This is a genomic window from Vagococcus carniphilus (assembly GCF_014397115.1).
Lineage (GTDB): Bacteria > Bacillota > Bacilli > Lactobacillales > Vagococcaceae > Vagococcus > Vagococcus carniphilus.
Genome location: NZ_CP060720.1, coordinates 636,629 through 660,954 on the forward strand (window position 1 = coordinate 636,629; position 24,326 = coordinate 660,954).

The 24,326-nt window shown below is 32.0% G+C and carries 25 protein-coding genes and 1 tRNA gene; 20 read left to right on the forward strand and 6 right to left on the reverse strand.

All coding sequences use genetic code 11. The features are described from left to right. Nucleotides 1-10: 10 nt before the first annotated feature. The gene (locus H9L18_RS03310; protein ID WP_126791065.1) at nt 11-595 is read right to left on the reverse strand and encodes an AAA family ATPase; all 585 of its coding nucleotides are present in this window, start codon (nt 593-595) and stop codon (nt 11-13) included. Nucleotides 596-689: 94 nt separating this feature from the next. Here H9L18_RS03310 and H9L18_RS03315 point away from each other — a divergent pair, with 94 nt between their 5' ends. Further along, entirely contained in the window at nt 690-1,274 is a 585-nt protein-coding gene (locus H9L18_RS03315) for a DUF1697 domain-containing protein (RefSeq protein WP_185847381.1), read from the forward strand. Nucleotides 1,275-1,308: 34 nt separating this feature from the next. Here the strand turns inward: H9L18_RS03315 and H9L18_RS03320 are convergent, their stop codons facing one another. Next, the gene (locus tag H9L18_RS03320; protein ID WP_126791060.1) at nt 1,309-1,683 is read right to left on the reverse strand and encodes a hypothetical protein; all 375 of its coding nucleotides are present in this window, start codon (nt 1,681-1,683) and stop codon (nt 1,309-1,311) included. Between the two features lie 13 nt (nt 1,684-1,696). Next, nucleotides 1,697-2,365: a DNA/RNA non-specific endonuclease gene (locus H9L18_RS03325; protein ID WP_126791058.1), complete on the reverse strand. Its 669-nt coding sequence runs from the start codon at nt 2,363-2,365 to the stop codon at nt 1,697-1,699. Nucleotides 2,366-2,525: 160 nt separating this feature from the next. Here H9L18_RS03325 and H9L18_RS03330 point away from each other — a divergent pair, with 160 nt between their 5' ends. Then, nucleotides 2,526-3,227, forward strand: coding sequence for an ABC transporter ATP-binding protein (locus tag H9L18_RS03330; protein ID WP_126791056.1), 702 nt, complete (start codon nt 2,526-2,528; stop codon nt 3,225-3,227). Nucleotides 3,228-3,237: 10 nt separating this feature from the next. Next, nucleotides 3,238-5,985, forward strand: a complete 2,748-nt coding sequence (locus H9L18_RS03335; protein WP_126791054.1) for an ABC transporter permease — start codon at nt 3,238-3,240, stop codon at nt 5,983-5,985. A 65-nt stretch (nt 5,986-6,050) separates the two neighbouring features. Here the strand turns inward: H9L18_RS03335 and H9L18_RS03340 are convergent, their stop codons facing one another. Together H9L18_RS03340 and H9L18_RS03345 are read right to left on the reverse strand one after the other, a co-directional pair. Further along, on the reverse strand, nt 6,051-6,461 hold the full coding sequence (locus tag H9L18_RS03340; RefSeq protein WP_126791052.1) for a hypothetical protein: 411 nt from the start codon (nt 6,459-6,461) through the stop codon (nt 6,051-6,053). Next, nucleotides 6,446-6,892, reverse strand: coding sequence for a LytTR family DNA-binding domain-containing protein (locus tag H9L18_RS03345; RefSeq protein WP_126791050.1), 447 nt, complete (start codon nt 6,890-6,892; stop codon nt 6,446-6,448). Before H9L18_RS03345 ends, H9L18_RS03340 begins: the two co-directional genes overlap by 16 nt. Nucleotides 6,893-7,125: 233 nt before the next feature. Here H9L18_RS03345 and H9L18_RS03350 point away from each other — a divergent pair, with 233 nt between their 5' ends. After that, the gene (locus H9L18_RS03350; RefSeq protein ID WP_126791048.1) at nt 7,126-7,647 is read left to right on the forward strand and encodes an NfeD family membrane protein; all 522 of its coding nucleotides are present in this window, start codon (nt 7,126-7,128) and stop codon (nt 7,645-7,647) included. An 18-nt stretch (nt 7,648-7,665) separates the two neighbouring features. After that, complete coding sequence (gene floT / locus H9L18_RS03355; protein ID WP_126791321.1) at nt 7,666-9,129, forward strand: flotillin lipid rafts scaffold protein FloT; 1,464 nt, start codon at nt 7,666-7,668, stop codon at nt 9,127-9,129. Nucleotides 9,130-9,188: 59 nt separating this feature from the next. Here the strand turns inward: floT and H9L18_RS03360 are convergent, their stop codons facing one another. Beyond that, nucleotides 9,189-9,821 (reverse strand): hypothetical protein, encoded by a 633-nt coding sequence (locus H9L18_RS03360; protein WP_126791046.1) that lies wholly within the window; start codon nt 9,819-9,821, stop codon nt 9,189-9,191. A 110-nt stretch (nt 9,822-9,931) separates the two neighbouring features. On the opposite strand from H9L18_RS03360, the gene H9L18_RS03365 reads away from it, so the two are divergent. From H9L18_RS03365 to H9L18_RS03435, 15 genes are all read left to right on the forward strand, one after another. Further along, nucleotides 9,932-10,882 carry an aromatic acid exporter family protein gene (locus H9L18_RS03365; protein WP_126791044.1) on the forward strand — a complete coding sequence of 317 codons (951 nt, stop codon included), beginning with the start codon at nt 9,932-9,934 and terminating at the stop codon, nt 10,880-10,882. Nucleotides 10,883-10,998: 116 nt separating this feature from the next. After that, the gene (locus tag H9L18_RS03370; RefSeq protein ID WP_126791042.1) at nt 10,999-11,529 is read left to right on the forward strand and encodes a hypothetical protein; all 531 of its coding nucleotides are present in this window, start codon (nt 10,999-11,001) and stop codon (nt 11,527-11,529) included. 40 nt (nt 11,530-11,569) lie between these two features. Beyond that, nucleotides 11,570-12,322: a M15 family metallopeptidase gene (locus H9L18_RS03375; protein ID WP_126791040.1), complete on the forward strand. Its 753-nt coding sequence runs from the start codon at nt 11,570-11,572 to the stop codon at nt 12,320-12,322. Nucleotides 12,323-12,329: 7 nt separating this feature from the next. Further along, complete coding sequence (locus tag H9L18_RS03380) at nt 12,330-12,959, forward strand: glycoside hydrolase family 73 protein (protein ID WP_126791038.1); 630 nt, start codon at nt 12,330-12,332, stop codon at nt 12,957-12,959. Between the two features lie 53 nt (nt 12,960-13,012). Continuing rightward, nucleotides 13,013-13,702: a beta/alpha barrel domain-containing protein gene (locus tag H9L18_RS03385; protein WP_126791036.1), complete on the forward strand. Its 690-nt coding sequence runs from the start codon at nt 13,013-13,015 to the stop codon at nt 13,700-13,702. Nucleotides 13,703-13,770: 68 nt separating this feature from the next. Then, nucleotides 13,771-14,571, forward strand: a complete 801-nt coding sequence (gene lepB, locus H9L18_RS03390; RefSeq protein WP_185847380.1) for a signal peptidase I — start codon at nt 13,771-13,773, stop codon at nt 14,569-14,571. An 80-nt stretch (nt 14,572-14,651) separates the two neighbouring features. Next, nucleotides 14,652-15,479, forward strand: a complete 828-nt coding sequence (locus H9L18_RS03395) for a bifunctional hydroxymethylpyrimidine kinase/phosphomethylpyrimidine kinase (protein WP_185847379.1) — start codon at nt 14,652-14,654, stop codon at nt 15,477-15,479. A gap of 103 nt (nt 15,480-15,582) precedes the next feature. Then, nucleotides 15,583-15,966: a DUF1149 family protein gene (locus H9L18_RS03400; protein ID WP_126791030.1), complete on the forward strand. Its 384-nt coding sequence runs from the start codon at nt 15,583-15,585 to the stop codon at nt 15,964-15,966. A gap of 72 nt (nt 15,967-16,038) precedes the next feature. After that, a complete protein-coding gene (locus tag H9L18_RS03405; RefSeq protein WP_126791028.1) occupies nt 16,039-16,767 on the forward strand; it encodes a metallophosphoesterase family protein in 729 nt (242 codons plus the stop codon). Further along, nucleotides 16,749-19,049, forward strand: a complete 2,301-nt coding sequence (locus tag H9L18_RS03410; RefSeq protein ID WP_126791026.1) for a coiled-coil domain-containing protein — start codon at nt 16,749-16,751, stop codon at nt 19,047-19,049. Before H9L18_RS03405 ends, H9L18_RS03410 begins: the two co-directional genes overlap by 19 nt. Nucleotides 19,050-19,052: 3 nt before the next feature. Beyond that, a complete protein-coding gene (locus H9L18_RS03415; RefSeq protein WP_126791024.1) occupies nt 19,053-21,236 on the forward strand; it encodes a Tex family protein in 2,184 nt (727 codons plus the stop codon). Further along, complete coding sequence (locus H9L18_RS03420) at nt 21,236-21,682, forward strand: SprT family protein (RefSeq protein WP_126791022.1); 447 nt, start codon at nt 21,236-21,238, stop codon at nt 21,680-21,682. Before H9L18_RS03415 ends, H9L18_RS03420 begins: the two co-directional genes overlap by 1 nt. An 8-nt stretch (nt 21,683-21,690) precedes the next feature. Beyond that, a tRNA-Leu gene (locus H9L18_RS03425) sits at nt 21,691-21,776 on the forward strand. A 160-nt stretch (nt 21,777-21,936) separates the two neighbouring features. Next, complete coding sequence (locus H9L18_RS03430) at nt 21,937-23,397, forward strand: AcpB/EbpR/MafR family transcriptional regulator (protein ID WP_126791020.1); 1,461 nt, start codon at nt 21,937-21,939, stop codon at nt 23,395-23,397. A 304-nt stretch (nt 23,398-23,701) separates the two neighbouring features. Continuing rightward, nucleotides 23,702-24,325, forward strand: a complete 624-nt coding sequence (locus tag H9L18_RS03435; RefSeq protein ID WP_126791018.1) for a hypothetical protein — start codon at nt 23,702-23,704, stop codon at nt 24,323-24,325. The last annotated feature ends 1 nt before the right edge of the window (nt 24,326 follow it).

Sequence of the window (24,326 nt, forward strand, 5' to 3'; positions counted from 1 at the left end):
TAGATATATATTAGTTTAAGTTAAAAGTGGTAACAATCTCTTCTGCAACTTCATGAGGAGTAAGATGTGTATTATCAATTGTCAAAGAGGAGACGTTAGGAAATAAGTGAGTCAGTTCCTCTTGTGTTGTTTCTAATCGATACTTATCTAGACTGCTAAGTAAATCATGTTTTGAAAATTCAAGATTTTGTTTTGAAGGCTTAGCCTTTAATCTATCTTCATGTGTATTTCTTTTTAATCTCGTTTCAAGATTCGCTGTAAGAGCGACGAAGTAAACTGCTTCTTGGTGATTAAGAAAAATTTTAGCTATTTTTTCTAGAAAAGAAATATCATATTTTCCATCAAAATCAATCATAACAGTAAAAATAATTGAGTTAGTAGGATTTGTTTCTTTATTATTAACAAATGCTTCAAATAAATTAAACCTTGTTTGATCTGATAGAGAAAAAGCTTCCTCTGTATAGCCAAGGAAATTCGCATATAAATCAAGTGTTTGGTGATTGAAAAGAAGTTTTCCGTTTATTCGTTTTTCAAGTTCCTTGCCAATGGTCATTTTGCCAACTGCTTGTGGTCCTATTAGCACAATTAAGCTCATACAATCGCCTCCAATTAATTAATTAGTTTAAAGTATGACTAAAAAAGTATAACTTGTCTAGCTAAAAATGCTTTATAATAAAATGAGACAAGTTATGAAAGAAGGCGTAGACATGATTTCGTATGTAGGTTTCATTCGAGGGTTAAATGTGGGGGGAAAGAATAAAGTTGCTATGTCAGATTTACGATTTGAGTTTGAACAACTAAACTATCAAAGTGTTTCAACAATCGGTAATACTGGTGTTATCTTTTTTGACTCTGATGAAGAAGTAGAAAATGACGCGTTATCTAGGCAGTTAACTGATAAGTTAGGTTTAGAGATTAAAATTGTTTGTCTAACTTTTGAAAAATTACTTAAAATAAAAAGTCAGTTACCTGATTGGTGGAATCAAGAGAAAGAGTGGCGCCATAATGTCTTATTTTTACTGGACGAGATAGACATAAGTCATTTAACGAATCAATTTCCTACCTTTGATGAATCAATTGAAAAAGCCTTTGTAATGGATGAAGCCATTTTTTGGGCATCAGCTTTTACTGAAAGAAAAGACTATTATCGAAGTCAATACTCAAAATTAATGAAACACAAAGTTTATAAGCATGTTACAATCAGAAATGGTAATACACTAAATAAAGTATTTAATAAAATAGAAGAAACAGGTAAAAAAATGGGTCACAGCTAATCAGAAAATTGATTAATTGTGACTCGTTTTGTTTTTAGTTTAGTGCCAAAATACTTGTCTTAAGTGTATTTTCTTCAAAAGCGATTAGAAAATCCCAAATAGGTAAATCAAAGATTTCAGAATCTTGTTTATTGAAACTATAAGGAATAATAGTAACACTTGATTCTGTTGCGAATAAATAATCATTATCAATTGTTTGAGCAATCAGTACTTGTCCATCTAAATCTTCTTTTGTCCAAGTTGATTCATCTGCTAAAAAAGAAAGATTTTTAAAAAAAGTCTCTTCTTTGTGGTCTAAATTAAAGAGTAAATAACCGTTATAATCTTGGATAGACTGTTCTTTAAGATAAGCTAATATTTCTGTGGGGTTACTAGTGTTACTTTTTTCTTTTAGAGATTTAAATAGCATGGTTTAGACCTCCTTACTTTTTATTCTCAATTGTAACATTAAAATTGATCGTTGAAGAGTTTAAACTTTTACCTTCCATTTGAACAGCTGTTGGCATTCCGATATCACCTTCGTAAACGGGAATAACTCGGTAACGAATTGTTTCACCATTATCAGCTGCTTTTCGAACCATGTTCTCGTATTTTGTCATAAAGGGTGTATTAACTGGGTTTTGATAAAGTGTTACCAGGTTTTTAGGATCTTCACCACTCCCTCCTAACTGTCTGCCAATTAAATGTCCTCTTGAATGATTATGTGGATCAAGTCCTGAAATAAAACCAGGTGGCTTAATTTCTTGTTTGGCACCACTTCCTGTTCCAATCATCTCTGGTTTAATTAAAGCGTTAGCCGTAGTGGGACGATTGTACTCATCATACTCTCCGTAGTGAACCCATCCTTTTTTGTTATCTTTTAATTCTTCCTTTGTAAAAGTTGCTTCTCCATGTTCAATTGGTCCTGGATTTTCTCCTGATTGGCTAGTTGTTCCTTGACTTGTTTTTTTGACTTCACTTTCACTAGAACTAAGGAAATCTTGTAAAAAATCAGGTACTTGAATACCTGCAAATGTTAAACCTAACGCAACAAGAATACCAATAATAATGGCTGCTGGATGTTTACGCTGTGAGTTATTTTTTTTTGCCATTGTTCTCCCCCTATTTATACTATTGATTCATTATACAAAAGAAACAAGATAAGAACAACAGTTCGATGTAATCTTTAAAATCATTTCAAGGGGAATTTATCAAAATTAAGCAATTGTTTTGCTATAATGATAAGGAAAGAACAGAAGAGGTGGATGCTTAATGAGTTATGTAGAAGTTAAGGATGTATTCAAACGATATCATATGGGAGATAATGTCATTGTGGCCAATAACGGAGTCTCTTTTTCTATAGAAGAAGGAGAATTTGTCGTTATTTTAGGACCAAGTGGCGCAGGTAAATCAACGGTTTTAAATATTTTAGGTGGTATGGATAGCTGTGATGAAGGAGAAATCATTGTTGATGGTGTTGATATTGCTAAACACAGTACTAAAGAATTGACGACTTATAGAAGACTCGATGTTGGATTTGTTTTCCAATTTTATAACTTAGTTCCTAATTTAACGGCTAGAGAAAACGTAGAGTTGGCTTCTCAAGTTTCCTCGAAAGCTTTAGATGTTGATGAAGTTTTATCTTTAGTGAGTTTAGATCATAGAAAAGATAATTTTCCGGCACAACTTTCTGGAGGAGAACAACAACGCGTGGCTATTGCAAGAGCACTAGCTAAAAACCCTAAATTATTGTTATGTGATGAGCCAACTGGGGCTTTAGATTTTGAAACAGGAAAACAGGTTTTAAAAATTTTAGAAAATACCTGTCGAGACTATCGAACAACAGTTATTGTTATTACACATAACTCTGAAATTGCCAAAATGGCAGACCGAATCATTCGAGTAAACGATGCTAAAGTTAGAAGTATTGAAATCAATGAGAACCCGTTACCAGTAGAAGAGATTGAATGGTAGGAGGGATTAGATGAGTAAAAAAGCGTTAAGAAAATCAAATATACGAGAAATATTTCAATCAAAAGCAAGATTCTTTTCTATTTTGTTAATTATTTTTCTGGGCGTTTGTTTCTATGCAGGGATTAAAGCAACCGGACCTGATATGATCAACACAGCTGATACGTATTATAAAGATAAAAATTTAATGGATTCTAAAATAACCTCTCCAATAGGTGTTACTCAAAAAGATTTAGATACGATTAAAAAAGAGAGCTATGTCAAACAAGCTGAAGGTAGCTATACGGTTGATATCGCTGAAAAAAAAGAAAACAATTTGATGCGTTTAATGTCTTATAATGACTCGGGAAAAGATAAGCTCAATCAACCAAGAGTAGTGGAAGGCAGACTGCCTAAAAAATCTGGTGAAATAGCTTTAGATAATCGAGCAGAAGAGATGAGAAAATACCATCTAGGAGATACGATTATTCTAGATGATAAAGAAAAACAGATTAAAGAAAAAGAATATAAAGTCGTAGGAATTGTTAATAGTCCGATGTATATCGATCAAGTTTCAAGAGGGAATACAAATATCGGAAAAGGTTCTATTGATTTCTTTGGAATCATTCCTAAAACTGATTTTGATTTGGAACATTATACTGAAATTTATGTGACTTATAAAAATACAACTGATTTAGTTAGCTACAGTGACGATTATAAAAAAGCTGTCGAAAAAAATGAAAAGAAAATAAAATCTCTGCTAAAACCTATAGCAACAAAACGATTTAATGACTTAAAACAAGACAGTATGAATCAAATTAATAAAGGAAAAACTCAGTTAGAGAATGGTCAGAAAGAAATTGAAACTGCTAAGAATCAACTTTCAGATGGCAAGAAACAAATGGAAGAACAAGAAAAATCATTCGAACTTGCTAAAAGTATGGGACAACCAGTCCCAGAAGAAGCTGAGCAAAGTATTGAAAAGGCAAAAAAAGAACTAAAAGAGCAAGAAGAAAAACTGGCAAAAGAAACAACTAAATTAGAAGAAAAGCAAGATGAATTAGTCGAGCAGGAAAAAAATGTAGCAGACATAGATAAGTTGAATTATGCTTTTTATGATCGAGATGATAATCCGGCTTACTCAGAATACAACGATAATGCAGATCGGATTTCGTCAATTGCAACCGTCTTTCCCGTATTTTTCTTCATGATAGCAGCTTTAATTTGCTTAACAACTATGACAAGAATGGTTGATGAAAAACGAGGAGAGATAGGAACTCTAAAAGCCTTAGGTTATAGTAACGGTGAAATTGCTCAAAAATTTATTATTTACGCTACGTTGGCTAGTGTGATTGGAAGTGTTTTAGGTCTTCTATTAGGTTTTAACATTTTTCCAACAGTCATCTTTAATGCCTATGGTTCACTTTATAATTTACCACCGGTTATTATTACGTACTATTTAAGTTATTCCATTCAGTCTATTGTGGTAGCTCTATTATGTACCCTATTGTCATCAATGATTGTTTTAAGAGTTGATTTACTCAGTACACCAGCTGTATTAATGAGACCAAAAGCACCTAAACCAGGTAAAAGAATTTGGTTGGAAAAAATCAAATGGATCTGGTCAAAGATGAATTTCAACCAAAAAGTAACTGCAAGAAATCTGTTTAGATATAAACAGCGGATGTTGATGACGGTACTTGGGATTGCTGGTTGTATGGCGATGATTATTACAGGTTTTGGTTTGAAAGATTCGATAGGTGATATTGTTGATATTCAGTTTTCAAAAATTTGGCATTATGATGCAACAGTGATGTACAATCCTGATGCCACCAAAGAAGAAACGAAAGATTATGAGAAAAAAAGAGATGAACTAGCTATTTATGATGCTCATTTAGCTCTTTCTCAAAAGACAGTTGAAGTCACTCAAAAAGGTTATAAAAAACAAGAAGTAGTTGTAGATACACCCAAAGATAGTTCTAAATTAAATGAATTTATTACGTTTAATAATCGTAAAACGGGAGAAATATATCAACTAGATGATACTGGAGTTATTATCAACGAAAAATTGAGTAAGCTATATGATCTTAAAGAAGGAGATACTTTAAAGATAAAGGCTAGTGGCGACAAAGTTCGAAACGTTAAGGTGAAACATATTGTGGAAAACTATGCGATGCACTTTATTTATATGACCCCGAGTTATTATGAGAAAATCTTTGAGGAATCACCAGAGTATAATGTTGATCTACTAACATTTAATAAAGAGATTAGTGAAAAGCAAGAAGAAAAATTAGCTGAGGAGTTAATGAAAACTAAAAAAGCGATTAATGTAAGCTTTACTAGTCAAATTGGAAAAGCCATGGATGATACAATGGGAAGTTTGAATATTGTTGTTTGGGTATTAATTGTTTCAGCAGCAATGTTAGCATTCATTGTTCTTTATAATTTGACGAATATCAACATTTCAGAACGAATTCGAGAACTCTCTACCATTAAAGTACTTGGCTTTTATGATAAGGAAGTCACGATGTATGTTTATAGAGAAAATAATATCTTAACCCTATTAGGAATATTATTAGGGTGCGTTCTAGGAAAACTTCTTCATGGTTTTGTGTTACAAACTGCTGAAGTGGATATGATGATGTTCCCACCAGATATTCATGTCATTAGTTATGTTTACTCAGCAGCCTTAACTGTTCTATTTTCTCTCGTTGTGATGTTTTTCATGCATCGCAGATTGAAGAAAGTAGATATGATTGAAGCGTTGAAATCAACGGAATAGAAAAAAAGATGAGTCAAAAGTCGTTTTGCTTTAAGCAAAGTAACTTTTGACTCATTTTCAGTTTTTTAAGAAATCATTTGATTCAATTTTTTAACTTGTTTCTTATTTTGATAGTTGGAATAAAAGTAAAATCCAATGATATGTCCAATAAGAGTAATAACAAAAATTGGTACTAAGAATGGTTTGATAAAATCAAACATCTCAACTGAAAAGAGGTAAACAGCAGCAAAGCCACAAAAGGTATTTATAAGAGTGCTAAGAAAAATATTGAGTCGTGCACTGAAAGTTGAATAGGTCCAAAGATATGGGTAAATTATTCCAAAAGTAATACCAATTAGACTACCAATAGCAAGTAAATGCCAAGTGTAATTAAAAGGAATAAATTCTTTTTGAAAAACGAGATTGGCGAGGAATGTTATCCAAATAGTTCCACCTAAAGTTGCTTGAATAAAACTTGTTTTTAATGAGTTAAACATAATAATCTCTCCTTTAATTGTTTTGTGTAATGACGACTGACTATGTAATGCTGATTAGTTTTAGTGATTAATTCAAGACGTGCTTGTTTTTCTGCCTGGAAAGACTTAATTTGATTTAGGTTAATGATAGTTGATTGGTTAATCTGGTTGAAATGAAGTTTTTCAAGATAACGCAGCTCTTTTAAACGTTTATCGTAAAAATAACTTTTCTGGTTAATTAAAGTGACTTTTGATAAATGACCTAAAAAGATAATGGATTCTATTTCATCAATTGGTATAACCTTTTTCCGATTATTGTTTGGTTCAGTTAATAGAATTGTTTGATTAAATAGCTCTTTTATTTTAAATACTTGTTTTTGATTTGTTGGGTGACTAATGATATCAAGGCTATCAGTTGATTGATTTTCTTCCCAGTAAAAATTTAGTTTCAATGGTTTCGTACCTCCTTACACCCATAGAATAGCAATGAAATTAGAAAATAAATAGAAAAATTTTGTTAGTTGCAAAAAAGATCAACTTAGTTGCAAAAACACTTTGTTAAACATTAATTTTGATAGAGTTTATTTAAAACCTACTTAATGATTACTTTTACGATTTATCTATTCTTTTATGCTAACTATTGGTAAAATAGAGGTATGATCATCAAGAAAGGAGTGAGACGAAGTTGATTGGAGGAATTCCAATAGATACTATCTATTTGTACGTGTTAATTGGTTGTACCGTACTCTCGATTTTGTTATTTGTGTTTGGTGATATTTTTGATTTTGATGGCCCAGTGGATCCGATGTTAATTGTACCTTGGTTGGCATTTACATCACTTTTTGGTATTGCTTTTGAATCGCTTTTTGATTTAAATCATGGGTTAGTCTTATTCCTAGGTGGAGGTATTTCAACGATTATCGTCTTTTTAATGAATTTCTATATATTAGTACCACTTAGAAATTCTGAAGCAAGTATTGCCGTATCTGAAAAAGATTTAGAAGGGCGAAAGGCAACGGTGATTACCCCGATTCCAGTAAAAGGAATGGGTGAGATAAAGATATCAAGTGTAACAGGTATTATCACAAGACCAGCTAGTTTTTATCAACCTCAAGAAATAGAAGTTAAGGCAGGTTCTGATGTGTTAATTATCGAGATAAAAAATCGTGTATGTTATGTTGTACCGTATCAAGAAAATTTTTTATAAAAGGAGAATAGTTAAATGATGGGAGTTTTATTTTTACCAGTTATTTTGGTTGTGGTTATTTTATTAATGTTATTAGTTGTTTTTATTTCGAAGTATCAAACAGCTAAACCAGATGAAGCATTAATTATTAGTGGTAGTTACTTAGGAGCAAAAAATGTCCATAAAGATGAAAGTGGCAATAAATTAAAGATTGTTCGTGGTGGTGGTGCGTTTGTCTTACCAGTTTTCCAACGCTCAAATCGCTTAAGTTTACTTTCAAGTAAATTAGATGTTTCAACACCTGAAGTTTATACGGAACAAGGGGTTCCAGTTATGGCAGATGGAACATCTATTATTAAAATTGGTTCATCTGTAGAAGAAATAGCAACAGCAGCAGAACAATTTTTAGGAAAAACGCGTGAGGAATTAGAAAACGAAGCTCGTGAAGTTTTAGAAGGCCATTTACGTTCTATCTTAGGTTCGATGACGGTAGAAGAAATCTACCAAAATCGTGATAAATTTAGTCAAAGTGTGCAAGAGGTAGCTAGTGTGGACTTGGCTAAAATGGGACTAGTGATTGTTTCGTTTACTATTAAAGATGTACGAGATAAAAATGGTTACTTAGATTCTTTAGGTAAACCTCGTATCGCTCAAGTAAAACGTGATGCTGAGATTGCAGAGGCAGAAGCGTTGAAAGAAACTCGTATTAAAAAAGCGCAAGCAGAAAAAGAATCTCAAGAAGCAGAACTTGGTCGTCAAACAGAAATTGCTGAAGCAACTAAGGAAAAAGAATTGAAATTAGCAGCCTATAAACAAGAGCAAGATGTGGCTAAAGCAAAAGCCGATCAAGCTTATAATTTAGAAAGTGCTGTCGCGCAACAACAAGTAGTTGCTCAAGAGATGGAAGTTAAAGTAATCGAGCGTCAAAAACAAATTGAATTAGAAGAAAAAGAAATCACTCGTCGTGAAAAACAATACGATTCAGAAGTGAAGAAAAAAGCAGATGCTGATCGTTATGCTAAAGAGCAAGAAGCACTAGCAAGTAAAGCTCGTGAAGTAGCAGAAGCAGAGGCAGAGAAATTTAGAGTAGAATCTATGGCAGAAGCAAATGCAGCACAAGTTCGTATGGATGGTCAAGCCAAGGCAGACGCCATCTTAGCACAAGGACAAGCAGAAGCAGAAGCAAAAGAGAAAATTGCAGAAGCCTTTAAACAATACGGCGAAGCAGCTGTTCTTAGTATGGTAATTGAGATGTTACCAGAGCTTGTTAAAGAAGCATCTCAACCATTTAGCAACATTGATAAAATTTCAGTGGTTGATACAGGACAAGGTGGTAAAGATAGCGGTGCTAATAGAATTACTAATTATGCAACTAACTTATTATCCTCTTCTCAAGAAACATTGAAAGAAACAACTGGTTTAGATGTTAAAGATTTAATCGAAACATTTGCTCAAAAAGGCTCTAAGAATGTTGTTAACTTAAACGAAACATCAGAAGAATAAAAAAATAAGGGAATTTCAATGATAACTTGTCTAAAGAAGTTATCGTTGAATTCCCTTATTTATTTTTTGGTACTTGCAGCTTGTTTTTCATATTGTTTGATTAAACTAGCAGTATATTCCATATTGCTGACAGATTCTTCAGCAACCATCGTAACTGATCCATAAGTTCGGTAAATGACTGAACCTTGTCCTTCTAAGTTATCTACAGGTAGGTTGTTATATAGTTCTTCTTCTTGTTCAAAACCTGTGTTCATATAAAGGATAAGAGAGTCGTAGTTATTATGGATAATATTTAAACTACTGCTGATGAGCTGTAATTTGTCATTATCGACGTCAACAGCTTTCTTGTTACTGATACGTTTAAATTCTTTTTGAAATTTTTTAACTTCTTTTTGCCCAGCTGTTAGTTCATCTAAGAGTTCTTTTCTTTTAGTAAAGTTTTTATATAAATCCCCCTCTTCATCTTGAAAAAGACCAGTATCAGGCTTAGCATCCATGTCTTTTTCAAAAGAAGGTTGAATCTTCTCAACTGTTTTTAACAAATCTTTCATCAATGCTTCTTGTTGTCCTATGACTGATGACAATTCTTTAGATAGATCAAGAGATTCATCTAGCTCCTGTGTCATTCCACACGATGTTAAAATAAGTAGTGTCGATAAAAAAAGAAAAATGGTAGACCATTTATGTTTCATAGCAGATTCCTCCCGTAAGTTATATGATATACGAAAGAGTTGATTTCTGCTAGTATTTGACGTAAATCTATTTATGTTTTTTAATAAAGGAAAGGGGTGAGTGTGGAAAAATGAAGATTGGATTAAGAACAATTAAAACAGTTATTGCAGCAACACTAGCTATTATTTTAGCAAATTATTTGGGATTAAATGCCCCATCAACTGCAGGTATTATTGCTATATTAAGTGTCACTAACACTAAGAAGTCTTCTTTTAAAGTAGGAATTGGCCGAATAATTGCATTATTTGTGGCTATTGGAATTGCTTATATTTGCTTTCAATTACTGGGATTTACACCGCTAGCATTTGGATTGTATTTACTTATTTATATTCCAATAGCTGCTAGAGCAGATATGTCGGAAGCTATTCCTGTTAACTCAGTGTTAATTACTCATTTTCTAAATGCTAAATCAATGGACAAAGACATTATAATTAATTCAATTTTACTTTTATTGGTAGGGGTTGGTTTAGCATTAATTGCTAATTTGTATATGCCAAACGTGGAAGATGAAATTAAAAAAAATAAAGAAAACGTCGATAAATCAATTAAGCTATTATTAGTCAAAATGTCGGAAGCCTTTAAGAATCCATTTGCCGCAGTTAATTGTGAAGTGACTTGTAAAGAGGTGGCAAAAAGTATTGACGAAGGAGAAAGATACGCTAAAACGCATATGGATAATCATTTGTTAGCAAGAGATGGATATGAAATGAGTTATTTTCAAATGAGGCGTATGCAACTTTTGGTTTTAGAAGATATGATTTCTTTAATTAATGAAATTGATGTTGAAGCAGATGTTTCAAAAGAAATACAAATGTTATTAGTTAAAATTTATGAAACATATGGAGAAGACAACGATGGTGTAGAGTTAAAAAAAAGTGTGATAAGTGTGTACAAACATTACGAGATTAAACCATTGCCTAAAACAAGAGAAGAGTTTGAAAATCGAGCAAGACTTTATCAGTTTTTAACAGAAATTCAAACTTTTATAGATATAAAAGTGAATTTCAATACAATCAAGTAAAATTGTCAGACTTGTTAAGTTTTTGTTTCTATTGTGGTGAAAAAGATGCTTTTTTTTTTAGAAAAGGGTAAAATAGGTTAAGTGTTTTAAATACAAATGTAAAAGGTGTGAGTGAAATGCATCAAGCAATTGTTAATATTATGCTAGATCGAATTCAAGAACAATTTGTCAGTGAAAAAATATTTTGTGATCATTTTTTAGATATCACGATTGAAGAGTGGCAAGATTGGAAAAAAGGGACAACAGCTCTATCTAGTGAAAAAATGCAAAAATTGAAGAGTCTATTTTCAGATTATGAGTGGATGTTGATTCAAAAAATTGCTAGACAAACAAACCTTTTCCCTGAAAAGAGAAATTATGTAGTGGCAGAATACAAACGCTTAAAGTCAATTATTGCTAAAGAATGGATTAAAACGGGCATGAGTAAAGTAGAATTAATTACTGAACAAAGTTTTTCTGACACTAGGCTAAACACGTATCCTAAAAAGCACATTGTAACGTTAAGAATTTTTATGAGCTATGGTGAGTGGGGATATGATGACATATTAGAGTTTTGCATGCCAGGCATTATTCAAGAGCAGATTGCTGAATCAAAAGTTGACTTATTAGAATGGGTAGATGAAAATCTAGCGGAAACTTATACATAGAAAAAATGAGTCAAAATAGTAAGGGGTAAATTTAGCTTTTATGGCAAAAAAAATATTTATAACGATTACCTGTTTATTTATTGGGTTGGCTATTGTTTTTTATGCTAGTCAATACGATAAAATTGCTTCTTTAACCGACACAAAAGAATCAACAAAAGAAACGGTAAAAAAAGAACCTAAGAAAGAAACAAAAGAAAAAAAATTACCAGGTAAATTAAATGATTGGGAGCTTCTTTTAGTAAATGAGCAACACAAAATCAAGGAAGAGCCTAAGAATTTAAAAGAATTACCTGATGGGCATAAGGTGGATAGTCGCATATATGACTCTTATTTATCTTTAGTAGAAGGTGCCAAAAAAGCTGGATTTGAGTTAACGGTTATTTCAGCTTATCGATCTGTTGCAGAGCAAGAGGCAATCGTTGAAAGAGATACAGAGGAAAACCTCTATCAAGGAGTTCCAGAAGACGAAGCAAAGAAAAAAGCAATGGAGTATCTAACGGTGCCAGGTTTAAGTGAACATCATACGGGTCTTGCATTAGATGTATTAGACGTAGAGTGGTATCAAGAAGGCAAGATGTTAGAAGAAGGATTTGGTGAAACAGAAGCTGGGAAGTGGTTAGGAGAAAATGCTTGCCATTACGGCTTTGTGATTCGCTATCAAAAAGGAAAAGAAAAAATTACGGGAATTAATTATGAGCCGTGGCATATCCGCTATGTTGGTAAAGAAAATGCAGAGTATATGACAAAGAATCATCTTGTCTTAGAAGAATATGTTGATCAACTAAAAAAGTAGGTAAATAATGGCAAAACGAAGAAAAATGAATTATGCGTCTCCTAGTACAAATAAAATTCCGGTTATCTTTAGCATTGCCGTTATTTTGATTGGCTTACTAGTCGTGATGTCCAGTTTAAAAAAATTCACTCATACACCAGATCAAGGTGCAATTGAAGAAAATGTTCAAATGAAAAATGAGGAATTTATCAATAGGCTAGTTCCAGTGGCAAAAGAGCTTCATCAAGCTCATGGAATCTTGCCAAGTATCATTATTGGACAGGCCATTTTAGAGTCAGACTGGGGAAGTAGTGAACTAAGCGCAAAATACAACAATCTATTTGGGATTAAATCATTTAGTCCAAATGATGATTCTATTAAATTGAAAACTAAGGAATTTAAAGACGGTAAGTGGATTGAAATTAATGCCAATTTTAAAGTTTATGCAAGTTGGGAAGACTGCATGAGAGATCATACTTTGTTATTTGTAAATGGAGTAGATTGGGATCCATATCTTTATCAAGGCGTGTTGTTGGCATCAGATTATAAAACGGCAGCAAATGCTCTTCAAGCAGCTGGTTATGCAACAGATCCTGATTATGCATCAAAAATTATTAGTGTAATAGAAAAAAATGAATTATATCAATATGATAAATAAAAGCCAGTAAGCCTTTTGGGAAGGTTAATGGCTTTTTTATAGGGGGAAATTTAATGAAAAAAGTAAAGGGAAATATACCAGAAATTATGACAGATTTAAGAAAAGATACGATTCACGTTCCTAATGTCATCCGTGATTGTACTGGTATTAAAATTTTTGGTAAGCGCATTAAATCAATTTGTTACTCAACAGATATTTCAATTATTCGCAATATAGATGCAGATGCAGTCATTGCTGTCTATCCATTTACGCCACATCCAACGATTACAAAATGTATTATTGAAGCAGCCGACATACCTGTTTTTTCAGGTGTAGGTGGAGGGTTAACGCAAGGAAATCGTTCAGTGAATATGAGTATGTTTGCTGAGGCAAATGGCTCTTTAGGCGTTGTTGTTAATGCACCTACATCAAAAGAAACAATAGTTGATATTTCTCAAATGATTGATATCCCTATAATTGGAACAATTACATCTGAATTTACAGATGTGAAAGAAAAGATTGAAGCAGGTGTTAAAATTTTAAATGTCAGTGGTGGAAAAGATACTGCCAAAATTGTTCGTCTGATTAGAGAAGATTATCCAGAATTTCCAATCATGGCTACAGGTGGCCCAACAGATGCCTCTATCCTTGAGACAATCGAAGCAGGTGCTAATGCGATTACTTATACTCCACCAACTAATGGTGAACTCTTCAGCCATAAAATGGATATTTACCGAGAAAAAGAAAAATTAGATTTTGAATAATCAAAAAGAGACTACCATTTCAAATGGAGTCTCGTTATAATGTGGGTAGTGGAGGTGCTAGTTTTTTTGTGAGTAAGAAAAGTAAAAAGCGGCATATACCTGATTTAGATATGAATCATAATCCGGTTTGGCAAGTCTTAACAGATAATAATTTTCCAAAGAAAAAATCTTCTGGGAAGAAAAAGAAGAAAAAGGTAAGTGAATCTAGTATTGATGACGACTTACAATTAATTTTTGATGAGTTAGAAGAAAAAAAAGAATTTGAAAAAGCTTTTAAAAATAAACAAAAGAAAAAAAAGAATCGTAAATTTGAACTCTCTTTATTTAAAGTAATTGTGAGTATTCTTGTGCTACTTATTGTAGGAATTGTTGGAACCGTTATAGTGAAGTATGATCGATATACCGTACCAACTAATTCAATGGCTAGTACTCTTGAAAAGAATAATCAAGTTTTATTTAAATCTAATCTGCCAATTAGTCGATTTAGTGTAGTTTTAGTCGAAAAAGAGGGCAAAAAAGATGTGCTTCGAGTAGTTGGCATGCCAGGTGACGATATTAAAATGTCCAATGATACCTTACAGGTTAATGGCTCAATTTATGAAGAGTCCTATTTAAAAAATAATTTTGTGAATTTTAAATATCAAGAGGGAAATGCTCGAAAAGTCTATACCTCTAACTTTGATATGAAACATATTGTAGGACAGAAGGAAGAATTATCCAATATTCCTGAAAGAAAGTATTATTTATTAGGAGATAACAGGCAAAAAGTAACGGATAGTAGAAAAGTCGGATTGTATGATGAGTCAGACATAAAAGGTGTTGCCGTTATGAAAATTGCTCCTATTAAGGAAATAGGAACGATTCAATAAAGTAAAAAAAGATGAGCGCATATCAAACTAGTTATGTCTCAGCTTTTTTTTTACTAAAAAATAGAATGATGGAGAAGATAATGAAGAGAGTATTAACAATTGCAGGATCAGATTCATTAAGTGGTGGTGGACTACAAGCTGATTTAAGAACTTTTGAAGAGTACGGAGTAGCAGGATTAAATGTTGTGACTTGTATAGTAACTGTTGAGGCTAAAACAGATATAGTTGAAGTTCATGAAGTTTCTTTAGAAATGGTGGAGCATCAATTGGAAGCAGTATTCAAAGAGGAACAACAGTTAGATGGTATAAAAATAGGGATGCTTGCAAGCATTGAAGTAGCTAAGTTAGTAGCAGAATTTTTAAAGAAACAAAAAAATATTCCAATAGTGTTGGATCCCGTTTTGGCATTAAAAGAATCAGGTCTAACAACAGAAAGAGATGTTATTGATTTTTTTAAAAATGAACTTATGCCTCTTGCTGCTGTGACAACACCTAATTTAAGAGAAGCTGAATTATTATCAGGTATCGATCCGATTGACTCCTTAGAAAAAATGAAAGAGGCTGCTCAATTAATTTATCAAACGGGAGTTAAACAAGTTGTCATTAAAGGTGGACAGAGAATTAAAGGGCCTGTAGCGTATGATTTACTATATGATGGCAAACAGTTTAGGTGGTTTAAACATGAAAAAATTTTGAATGGTTTTAATAATGGAGCAGGTTGTACATTTGCTTCGGCCATTACAGCGGGATTGGCTAAAGGTTATTCAGTCGAAAAATCAGTCGAAAAAGCTAAAAATTTTGTTTATGAAGCCATAGAATATGGTATTCCTTTTCTACCAGGATTAGGAAATGTCTATCAAGGTGGAAAAAGTAAGGAAAGTCATAGTCAGAATAAAAGCTTATTGTAAATTTAGATTTATTTTATGCGAGTTATACGGTAGAATAAAGAAGTGTAGATAATAAAGAAATACAATAATAAAAAGAGTTTGTTAAAAGAAAGAGGTATTATTTATGGAATTAATTAGACAACAAGAATTTGTGCAAGGATTTCACTATGATGCATTACCAGAAGAGCATTCTGAAGAAACAGCAATTAATGTAAGTTTAAATCCTTTTGAAATCCAAGAAGAAATGAATATTGATCCAGAAGATAATTCAATTTTAGGTCTTAGAATTGAATTTAAAATTATTTTAGAAAAAGTGATGTTAACAGGAGATGTGGCACAGTTTGTTCAAATTGTTGGTCGTAAGATTGAAAAAATTGAAGATCTGACTCAAGAAGAAGTGAACGAATTAGTTAGACCATTATTTGTTTTAATTGAACGTATGGCATTTGAAATTACAGAAATTGCGCTAGATGCACCTGGAATTCAATTAAACTTTTCACAAGAATAAAGAAAAAAACATAGGCTAAAAGAAAGAGGTTGAGACTTATGTCCCAACCTCTTGTTTAGGAGAGATGAAAAAATGGAAAAATATTTATTTGTCATTAGTGACATTCATGGGGACCTTTCTCTTTTTAAGTCCCTCCTAAATGATTATGATAAACAATCACATCAGTTAGTATTGATTGGGGACTTACTTGATAGAGGATTGAATTCAAAAGAATGCTTATTGTTAGGTATGGAGTTAATAGAAGAAGGTGCTGTTTACTTACGTGGTAATCATGAGCAACTTTTTTTAGATTTTTTAAAGGACCCAGAAAATAGATATTCGAATTATCTCTTAAATGGTGGTGGGGAAACCATTGAATCTATGCTTCATAAGGGAGCAATAGACGAGTATTCACCAACTGAAATATCTTTAATGATTCAAACAAGGTACAAACAACTCATTAAATGTTTAGAGTCGTTACCGTATTATTTTGAGTGGAATCATTATCTTTGTGTCCATGCTGGCATAAATTTATTATTATCGTCTTGGAAAGAAACAACGTTGCGGGATTTTTTATGGATTCGAGGGAAATTCCATGAATTACCTAATAAAACCAGTAAAACTATTGTTTTTGGTCATACACCAACGATGTATCTTTATAAAAAATCAGAAGAAACAAGATTATGGTTTTCTGATGAAAAGATAGGAATTGACGGTGGTGGTGTTTATGGCGGTTCAGTTCATGGGGTTATTTTTGATAAAGCTGGAATTGTACAAGATATTGAATATAAAAGTGAATACATATGGGAACCGAGATTTTAAAATTACCGTTGAAAGAAGAGAGTGGAAATAAAATGAATGGCAATCGATTTAATATAAAATATCGTATTTTTAAACGAGAGCGTGTTAGGGAGTCAAAAGAAAGCACGTCTATTGTGCCAAAACAAAAAAGTGAATTAGCTAAAAATCAACTAGAACTAAGTTGGGACAATACATTACTAGATGAGTCCTATGTATCAATTATAGGGCGTGTGATGTTAAAAGAGTGGGAGCGAGTTTTAGTTGATTTTCCAATCTATCGAGCTTTTTTCCATACTAAAAATGAGAATGAAGTAAAACTATTTGTAACATTTAACGTTACACAAGATTTAGAAGGAGATCAAATTAAGCAAGTTGTTTTTACAGCAACAGATATTTTAAATGAATGCTTAGAAAAAGTAACTAAGAAGGTTTTAGGTGAGTCTTTCTTTGAAGAAAAACAAGTAACTTCCGTTCAAGCGGAGCCTAAAGTTGAATCACCACAGATTGAAAGACCTAAAAGTGTTGCGATGAAAGAGTATGAGTATCAGTTAAAAGAACAAGATAATGTTATTAGACAGCTGACTTTAGAAATAGAACATCAAGAGTCTATATTAAAAGGTTTATCAAGTATAAAAGAAATTGAAGCACCAACTTCTAGTGTAACCGATCAAGATATAATGGCTGAAATGAATGAGCTTCGAGGTAAATTAAGTTCTTATGAAACACAATTTAATCTCTTAAAATCAAGAGAAGTTAATTTGATTGACATTAATAATCAATTAGCTGACGAAAAGGCTAAACTGAATAATACTTATCAACAGAAATTACAACAGTTAGAGTTAGTGAATGAGCAACAAGTAAAACAAGTAACTGTTTTAGAAGAAGAAGTCAAATCTTTAGTTAGAGAGACTCAAGCACTAACAACTAAACTTAATACAAATGAAGAGATTAATGTTCAGCTTGATAAAGCGAATTTGAAATTAAATGATATGCTGAAACAAAACAAAGTTGATGCTAAGAGAATGTCTCACGTTGCTAAATTAGAGCAAAAAATAAAAGATCTAGAAAAAGAAAAGAGTCATTTTAAAGTTCAATTTTTAGATAGTCAACGATTAAGCCAACAATTCGAAAACACGAACCGTCGTTTAAATGAATCACTAGAGAGGTTGCAGTCGAGTCAGACTGATTTAGTTGGAAAAGCACAAGAAGATTATAGCGCTTTAGAAAACACTTTAGAAGAAACCGAGAAAAATTTAAAGCTTGAAATAAATGAACGTCAAAAGTTAGAAATTCAAATTACTAAATTAAATAAAACTCTTGCGGAAGAAAAACTTGCTGCAGAAGCAAGAGAGAAACAATTGAAAAAAATTGAAAATGATATTTTGGATTTTGAAGATGAAAAAGAAATTTCTGAAACAACCCATAAAGATTTAGAAGATGCGTTAGAACAAAAAGAAATGCAAGTAAAAAACTTAAAAGCAACAAATGAAATTTTAAATGATAAGTTAGATAAATATGAAGGTCAAAAAGCTAAATGGGATTACATTGATGACTGGCAAGAAAAATATGCTATTTTAGAGACTAAATTTAATGAATTGGATAAGGAGGGGTATTCTTATCGTCAAGAGATTAATCTACTAACCTCTCAGATTTCTAAATTAGAAGTTAAGTTAAGAGATAGCAATTTAGAAGAAAGCACACCAGTATTTTCAGAGCGTATTCTAAATGTAGCTAAAGCTGAAACGTTGGCTAAAGAGATAGATGATGAAGAAATATATGAAAGTGAATTAGATGATGAATACGACTATGATTACGATTATGAATATGAGTATTTCACCTATGAAGCTGATCCTTATGTAGAAGATGTTGTAACTGAAGAATTGATGAACATCAGAAAGAAAGATCAAGTAAAAGATGAAAGAAAAATTAAAGAGATACTTGAAGCTTCGGATGCTCAAACGTATCATGATGTAAAAATTAGTGCTTCAGAATATAAAAAATATATCATTGCCTTTAAGTTTTTGAGTTTTAGGTGGGATCAAGTGTACATCATGGATGACGCTGATAAAAATTCTGCCTTCTTAGAGTGGTGTGTACCATATATAGAAGAGGTTGAAGACTTCCAAGAAGACTTATCCTATGATGTGAAAAAATCAATTTTTAAGAAAAAATATGTTACTATTGACGAGTCGGCATTTAATTTATTAAAAGGTTATGCTGAACTATCAAATTATTTGGATACATACTATTTAAGAGTATCTTATTATATTGATAAGTATTTTTTAAATGAGGGGAAAAATTAAATTATGCAAGAACAACAAGCTTTCTTATTATTAAAAAAAGAATTAACCAATTATAAAAATAATCAACTTCAAACCGTTTTAAAACTCTTAGAAGAAGGTAATACGGTCCCATTTATCGCAAGATATCGTAAAGAGATGACTGGTTCATTGGATGAAGTGGCAATCAGAGAAATAGAAGAGCGTTATGCTTACCTTCAAGGTTTAGTTAAACGTAAAGAAGAAGTGATTCGTTTAATTGATGAACAAGGAAAGCTTACACCTGAGTTAGAAAAGAAAATTAATGCTTCTGAAAAAATGCAACAAGTAGAAGATTTATATCGACCATATAAACAAAAACGCCGTACTAAAGCAACTATTGCTAAGGAAAATGGTTTAGAGCCTTTTGCTAATTGGTTGTTAACATTTCCTAAAAATGAATCTGTAGAAGAAAAAGCAATGACTTTTTTAAATCCTGAAAAAGAAATCAATGAAGTGAAAGATTGCTTGGCAGGAGCTCATGAAATTATTGCAGAAATTATCAGTGATGAACCAAGTTATCGTGAGTGGTTACGTGATTTTGTTTGGCAAAATGGTATTTTTTCAACAACGGAAAAAGATGCCTCATTAGATGAAACGTCAGTTTATGAAATGTATTATGATTTCAATGAACCTGTAAAAAAAATTGCGTCTCATCGCGTGTTAGCTGCTAACCGTGGAGAAAAAGAAGGCGTTATAAAAGTAGAGTTAACAATTGATGAAGCTCGTGTTTTTAACTATTTAGAGAAAAAAATTATCTTAGATGTTAATAGTACAGCAACATCTGTCGTAAGAGATGCCTATGAAGATAGTTATAAACGATTTATAGGACCTTCAATTGAAAGAGAAATTCGAGGAGAACTAACTGAAAAAGCTGATGAACAAGCGATTGCTATCTTTGGAGAGAACTTAAGAAACTTACTGTTACAATCACCTTTAAAAGGAAAAGTTGTACTTGGTTTCGATCCAGCTTATCGAACTGGTTGTAAATTAGCCGTGGTTGATGAAACAGGGAAATTACTAGCTGTTAAAGTGATTTATCCTCATAAACCAGCTTCTCAAAGTAAGCGTGCAGCAGCATCTGATGAATTTATTTCTTTTGTCGAAGAGTATAAAGTAGAGATGATTGCTATTGGTAACGGGACAGCAAGTCGTGAATCAGAGCTGTTCGTTTCAGAGAACTTAAAGAAAATAAAACGTGAAGTATTTTACGTGATCGTTAATGAAGCTGGAGCTTCTGTTTATTCAGCGAGTGCTGTAGCTCGTGAAGAGTTTCCTGATTTACAAGTAGAAGAAAGAAGTGCAGCAAGTATTGCAAGACGTTTGCAAGATCCTTTAGCAGAGTTAGTTAAAATTGACCCTAAGGCTGTTGGTGTTGGTCAATATCAGCATGACGTGGCTCAGAAACGTTTGACAGAACAATTAGACTTTGTTGTTGAAACAGCAGTAAACCAAGTTGGTGTTAATGTGAATACAGCAAGTGCGCAATTACTACAACATGTATCAGGCTTAAATAAAACAACTGCTAAAAATGTTGTTTTATATCGAGAGGAAAATGGTGTCTTTGCTAGTCGAGCTCAACTTAAAAAAGTACCGCGTTTAGGACCAAAAGCGTATGAACAAGCTGTTGGTTTCTTAAGAATTCCAAGTGGTAAAAATATTTTAGATAATACAGGAATTCACCCAGAAAGCTATTCAATTGTTAAGAACTTGCTTGAGAAGTTAGACTTAACTTCAAAAGATTTGGGAACAACTCATGGAAAAGAAGCGTTGGAAAAAGTGTCTATTGCTGAAATGAGTCAAAGCCTTGAAATTGGAAAAGAAACATTGGAAGATGTTTTAAAAGCTTTATTACAGCCAGGTAGAGACATGAGAGATGAAATGCCAGCTCCATTATTAAGACAAGATGTATTAAGTATGGAAGATTTAAAACCAGGTATGGAACTGCAAGGTACTGTCAGAAACGTAGTAGACTTTGGGGCTTTTGTGGATATTGGTGTTAAACAAGACGGGATGGTTCATATCTCTAAATTAAGTACTAAATTTATTAAGCATCCAACAGATGCTGTTGCAGTAGGAGATGTTGTAACGGTTTGGGTTGATTCTGTAGACATTAAAAAGCAAAGAATCTCATTAACGATGATTCCAGTTGCTAAAAAAGTTGCAGACTAATGACTAATGAAGAATTACAACAACTAGTAGAGGATATTTCATTGAAGAGCTTTAATCGCCCCTTTACGCATCAGGCAACATTTAATAACAGATTAAGAACAACCGGTGGTAGATATCATTTATCTGATCACCGGTTAGATTTTAATCCAAGAGTATTTGAAATTTATGGATTAGAAGAGCTAGTTGGTGTTATCAAGCATGAGTTATGTCACTATCATTTACATCTTGAGAAAAAAGGATATCAGCATAAAGATCAAGATTTCAAGCGATTATTAAAGGAAACTGGAGGCAGCAGGTTTGTTCGTCCTCTTCAAAAAAGAAGTGATATAAAATACCATTATTATGAATGTTTGAAGTGTCATGGAACTATCATAAGAGCTCGCAAAATAAATACCGAAAAGTATGTCTGTCAATGTGGCGGGAAATTAAAAAACATGGTAAGATAATCAAGTAAGCGAGAATGGCGGAATTGGCAGACGCGCAAGACTAAGGATCTTGTAAAGAATATTCTTTGTGAGGGTTCGAGTCCCTTTTCTCGCATAAATCTACAACTTTAGTAAACATAAACGTTTTTAGCGTCTTAAATGGCGTTTTAAAGTGTGGTTGTTTACTTTTTTTTATTTTTTGTTCAAAAATACTCGTTTTTTATTATTTTGTATGATAGGATTATTTTCTAGGAAATAATTTGGGGGTAAGTAACTTGAATATTCTAGACCTTTTAGATAAACCAGAAATGACACAAGTTCACATTGTCCAACAGTTGTTAGACAATGGCGGTGAAATGAATGTAAAAGAATTAGAAAAACAAGTTAAGGTATCATCAGCATCACTAAATAAATACCTTAACCAAATGAATGAACAATTAGAAGAATTAGGTGAGGAAGTTAGTTTAGAATTTGATAAGAAAAAAGTCTATTTGAAAATCCCTTATCATTTTAACTTGCAACACATTTTAATCCATTATTTAAATCAATCGATAAACTGTAAAATTATTATGTACTTAAGTAAGCATGATGGCTTTTCTATTCCTCGCTTATGTCATGAATTAATAATCAGTGAAGCAACACTTTTTAGAAGGTTAAAAGATATTAATCATCTAATTGCAGAATTTGAAATTCAAATCAAGAATGCTAAATTTACCGGTGACGAACTTCAAATTAGGTATTTTTTATTTGAATTTTATAATCATACGTTACCAATTGATGTTATTAACTATCATCCATTAGATCCATCGATTATTTTATTGATTGAGAATTTATCCAAAGAATTGAAATTACCAATCGAAGAAAAGAATATGTATCATCTTTATTTATGGTTACTGATTAGTAAGAGAAGAGAGTTGTTTGGCTCAACCTTAGAAATTAATCAACAAGATATTTATCGCAAACTAATTGGTGAACGGTTTACGAAAGCTATAGAAGCGACCAATCAAGAACTCTCTAGCAGTGTTTCTCCAATTCAGACCGAAACCGACTTAATTTGTTTGTATATCTTTTTTATCTCAACTTATATTTATGAGCAACCACTATCAAAAGATCAGTATATGTATTTTTTTAAAAATGATTTTTTTAGAGATATTATTAATTTGAGTGAAAATACATTGGAGACAATAGGAAAGCACTTTAATTTAAATTATTTGTCAGAAGAACTACTATGGTATATTGAGTGTAATTTATTCCAGCTTCATTTTAGATTAATTCACTTCAATAGTTATATGAGTTACTTTGAATCTAGCTATTTGATTTCAAAAAGAATGGATGACTCCATTAGTACAATTGTCAATCATGTCATCTATGAACATTTATCTTTGTTTTCTTTGAATTTATCTCCAGCAGTGTACGATCATATTTTCTTAAACTATCGCTTTATTCTACAAATCATTGAAAGTGAATGTATCAAATCTATTTCAGTAGGCTTAGCCAATCAAGTAAACTACTTAGCCCAACAAGATATACTAAAAAAATTGGAAACAACTTTTTCAAAAGAGTTTAATGTATCTTTCGAAATAGCTGATCGAACAAAATGTTATGATTTACTTGTGACTGATATATTTTTGACAGATACAACATACCAATATAAAGAAATCTATGTCATAAATGAAATTCTTAATGCGTATGATGAAAATATGATTCGAGAAATTTTAATTAAATTAATTAAATAAAATAACGATTCTGATAAAAATAAGATAATAAGTAGTACATTGAACTAGCAAATAGCTGGTTCTTTTTTTTATTTAAAAACAATAAATGACTTTTAGTGTATTTAAAAACATATTTAATGTCATTTTTTTTGAATTATTTCAAAAAAGACGATAGTTATCTTCAAACAGATACTGATATATTGATATATGTATAATTCAGTTAATAATAATTTTAATTTGACTAAGGTTATTATTAACATTTCAAAGATCCTTTGTTTTTTTTAGAAGGGAGGAGTGTCTAATTAGTAAAAAAGTTGTCAGAGTAATGGTTGTTTTATTTGCTTTAGTGGCATTAGCTTGTCCTATTGTTTTAAGGGCTGTTAATAATAATCCACTTAAGTACAGTGAATCTCGTAAAAAGCAAAAAACTGAATCAACCATCGAAAAAGGCTCCATAGAAACATTAACAACTGATGTGAAAGAAGGCGAAATTAAAAAAGTAGAAGATAGTATTAAAGCCCAAAAAGAAAAAGAACTACAAGAAGAGTACACTGACTATTTAACCAAAGTTCCTTTCGGTGATTTTATTGAGTTAAAAACAGAAAATGAGGGGAAAGTTTCATTAAGTATTGCTAAAGCTACTAGGTTAAAAGAATCTGATGAACGAGTTAGAACCGTTAAATCCGAAATTAAAGATGTGTCTCAAGTAGTAGAAGTTGAATATGATGTCTATGTATCAGAAGGAGATTTCTTATTCAATGGAACTATTTTCCAGTATTTTGATGAGCAAGGGGAACAAGGTGCTGTGATTTTAGATGATTTAGAAGAGGGAAAAACATTAAAAAAAGGGGAACGTCAAACTTCTAAAGCTTGGGTAGCTTTAAAGAATGATGGCAGTAAAATTTCAATGAAGATTGGGAATGCAACCTTTGTTGGAGAAATTGGATAAT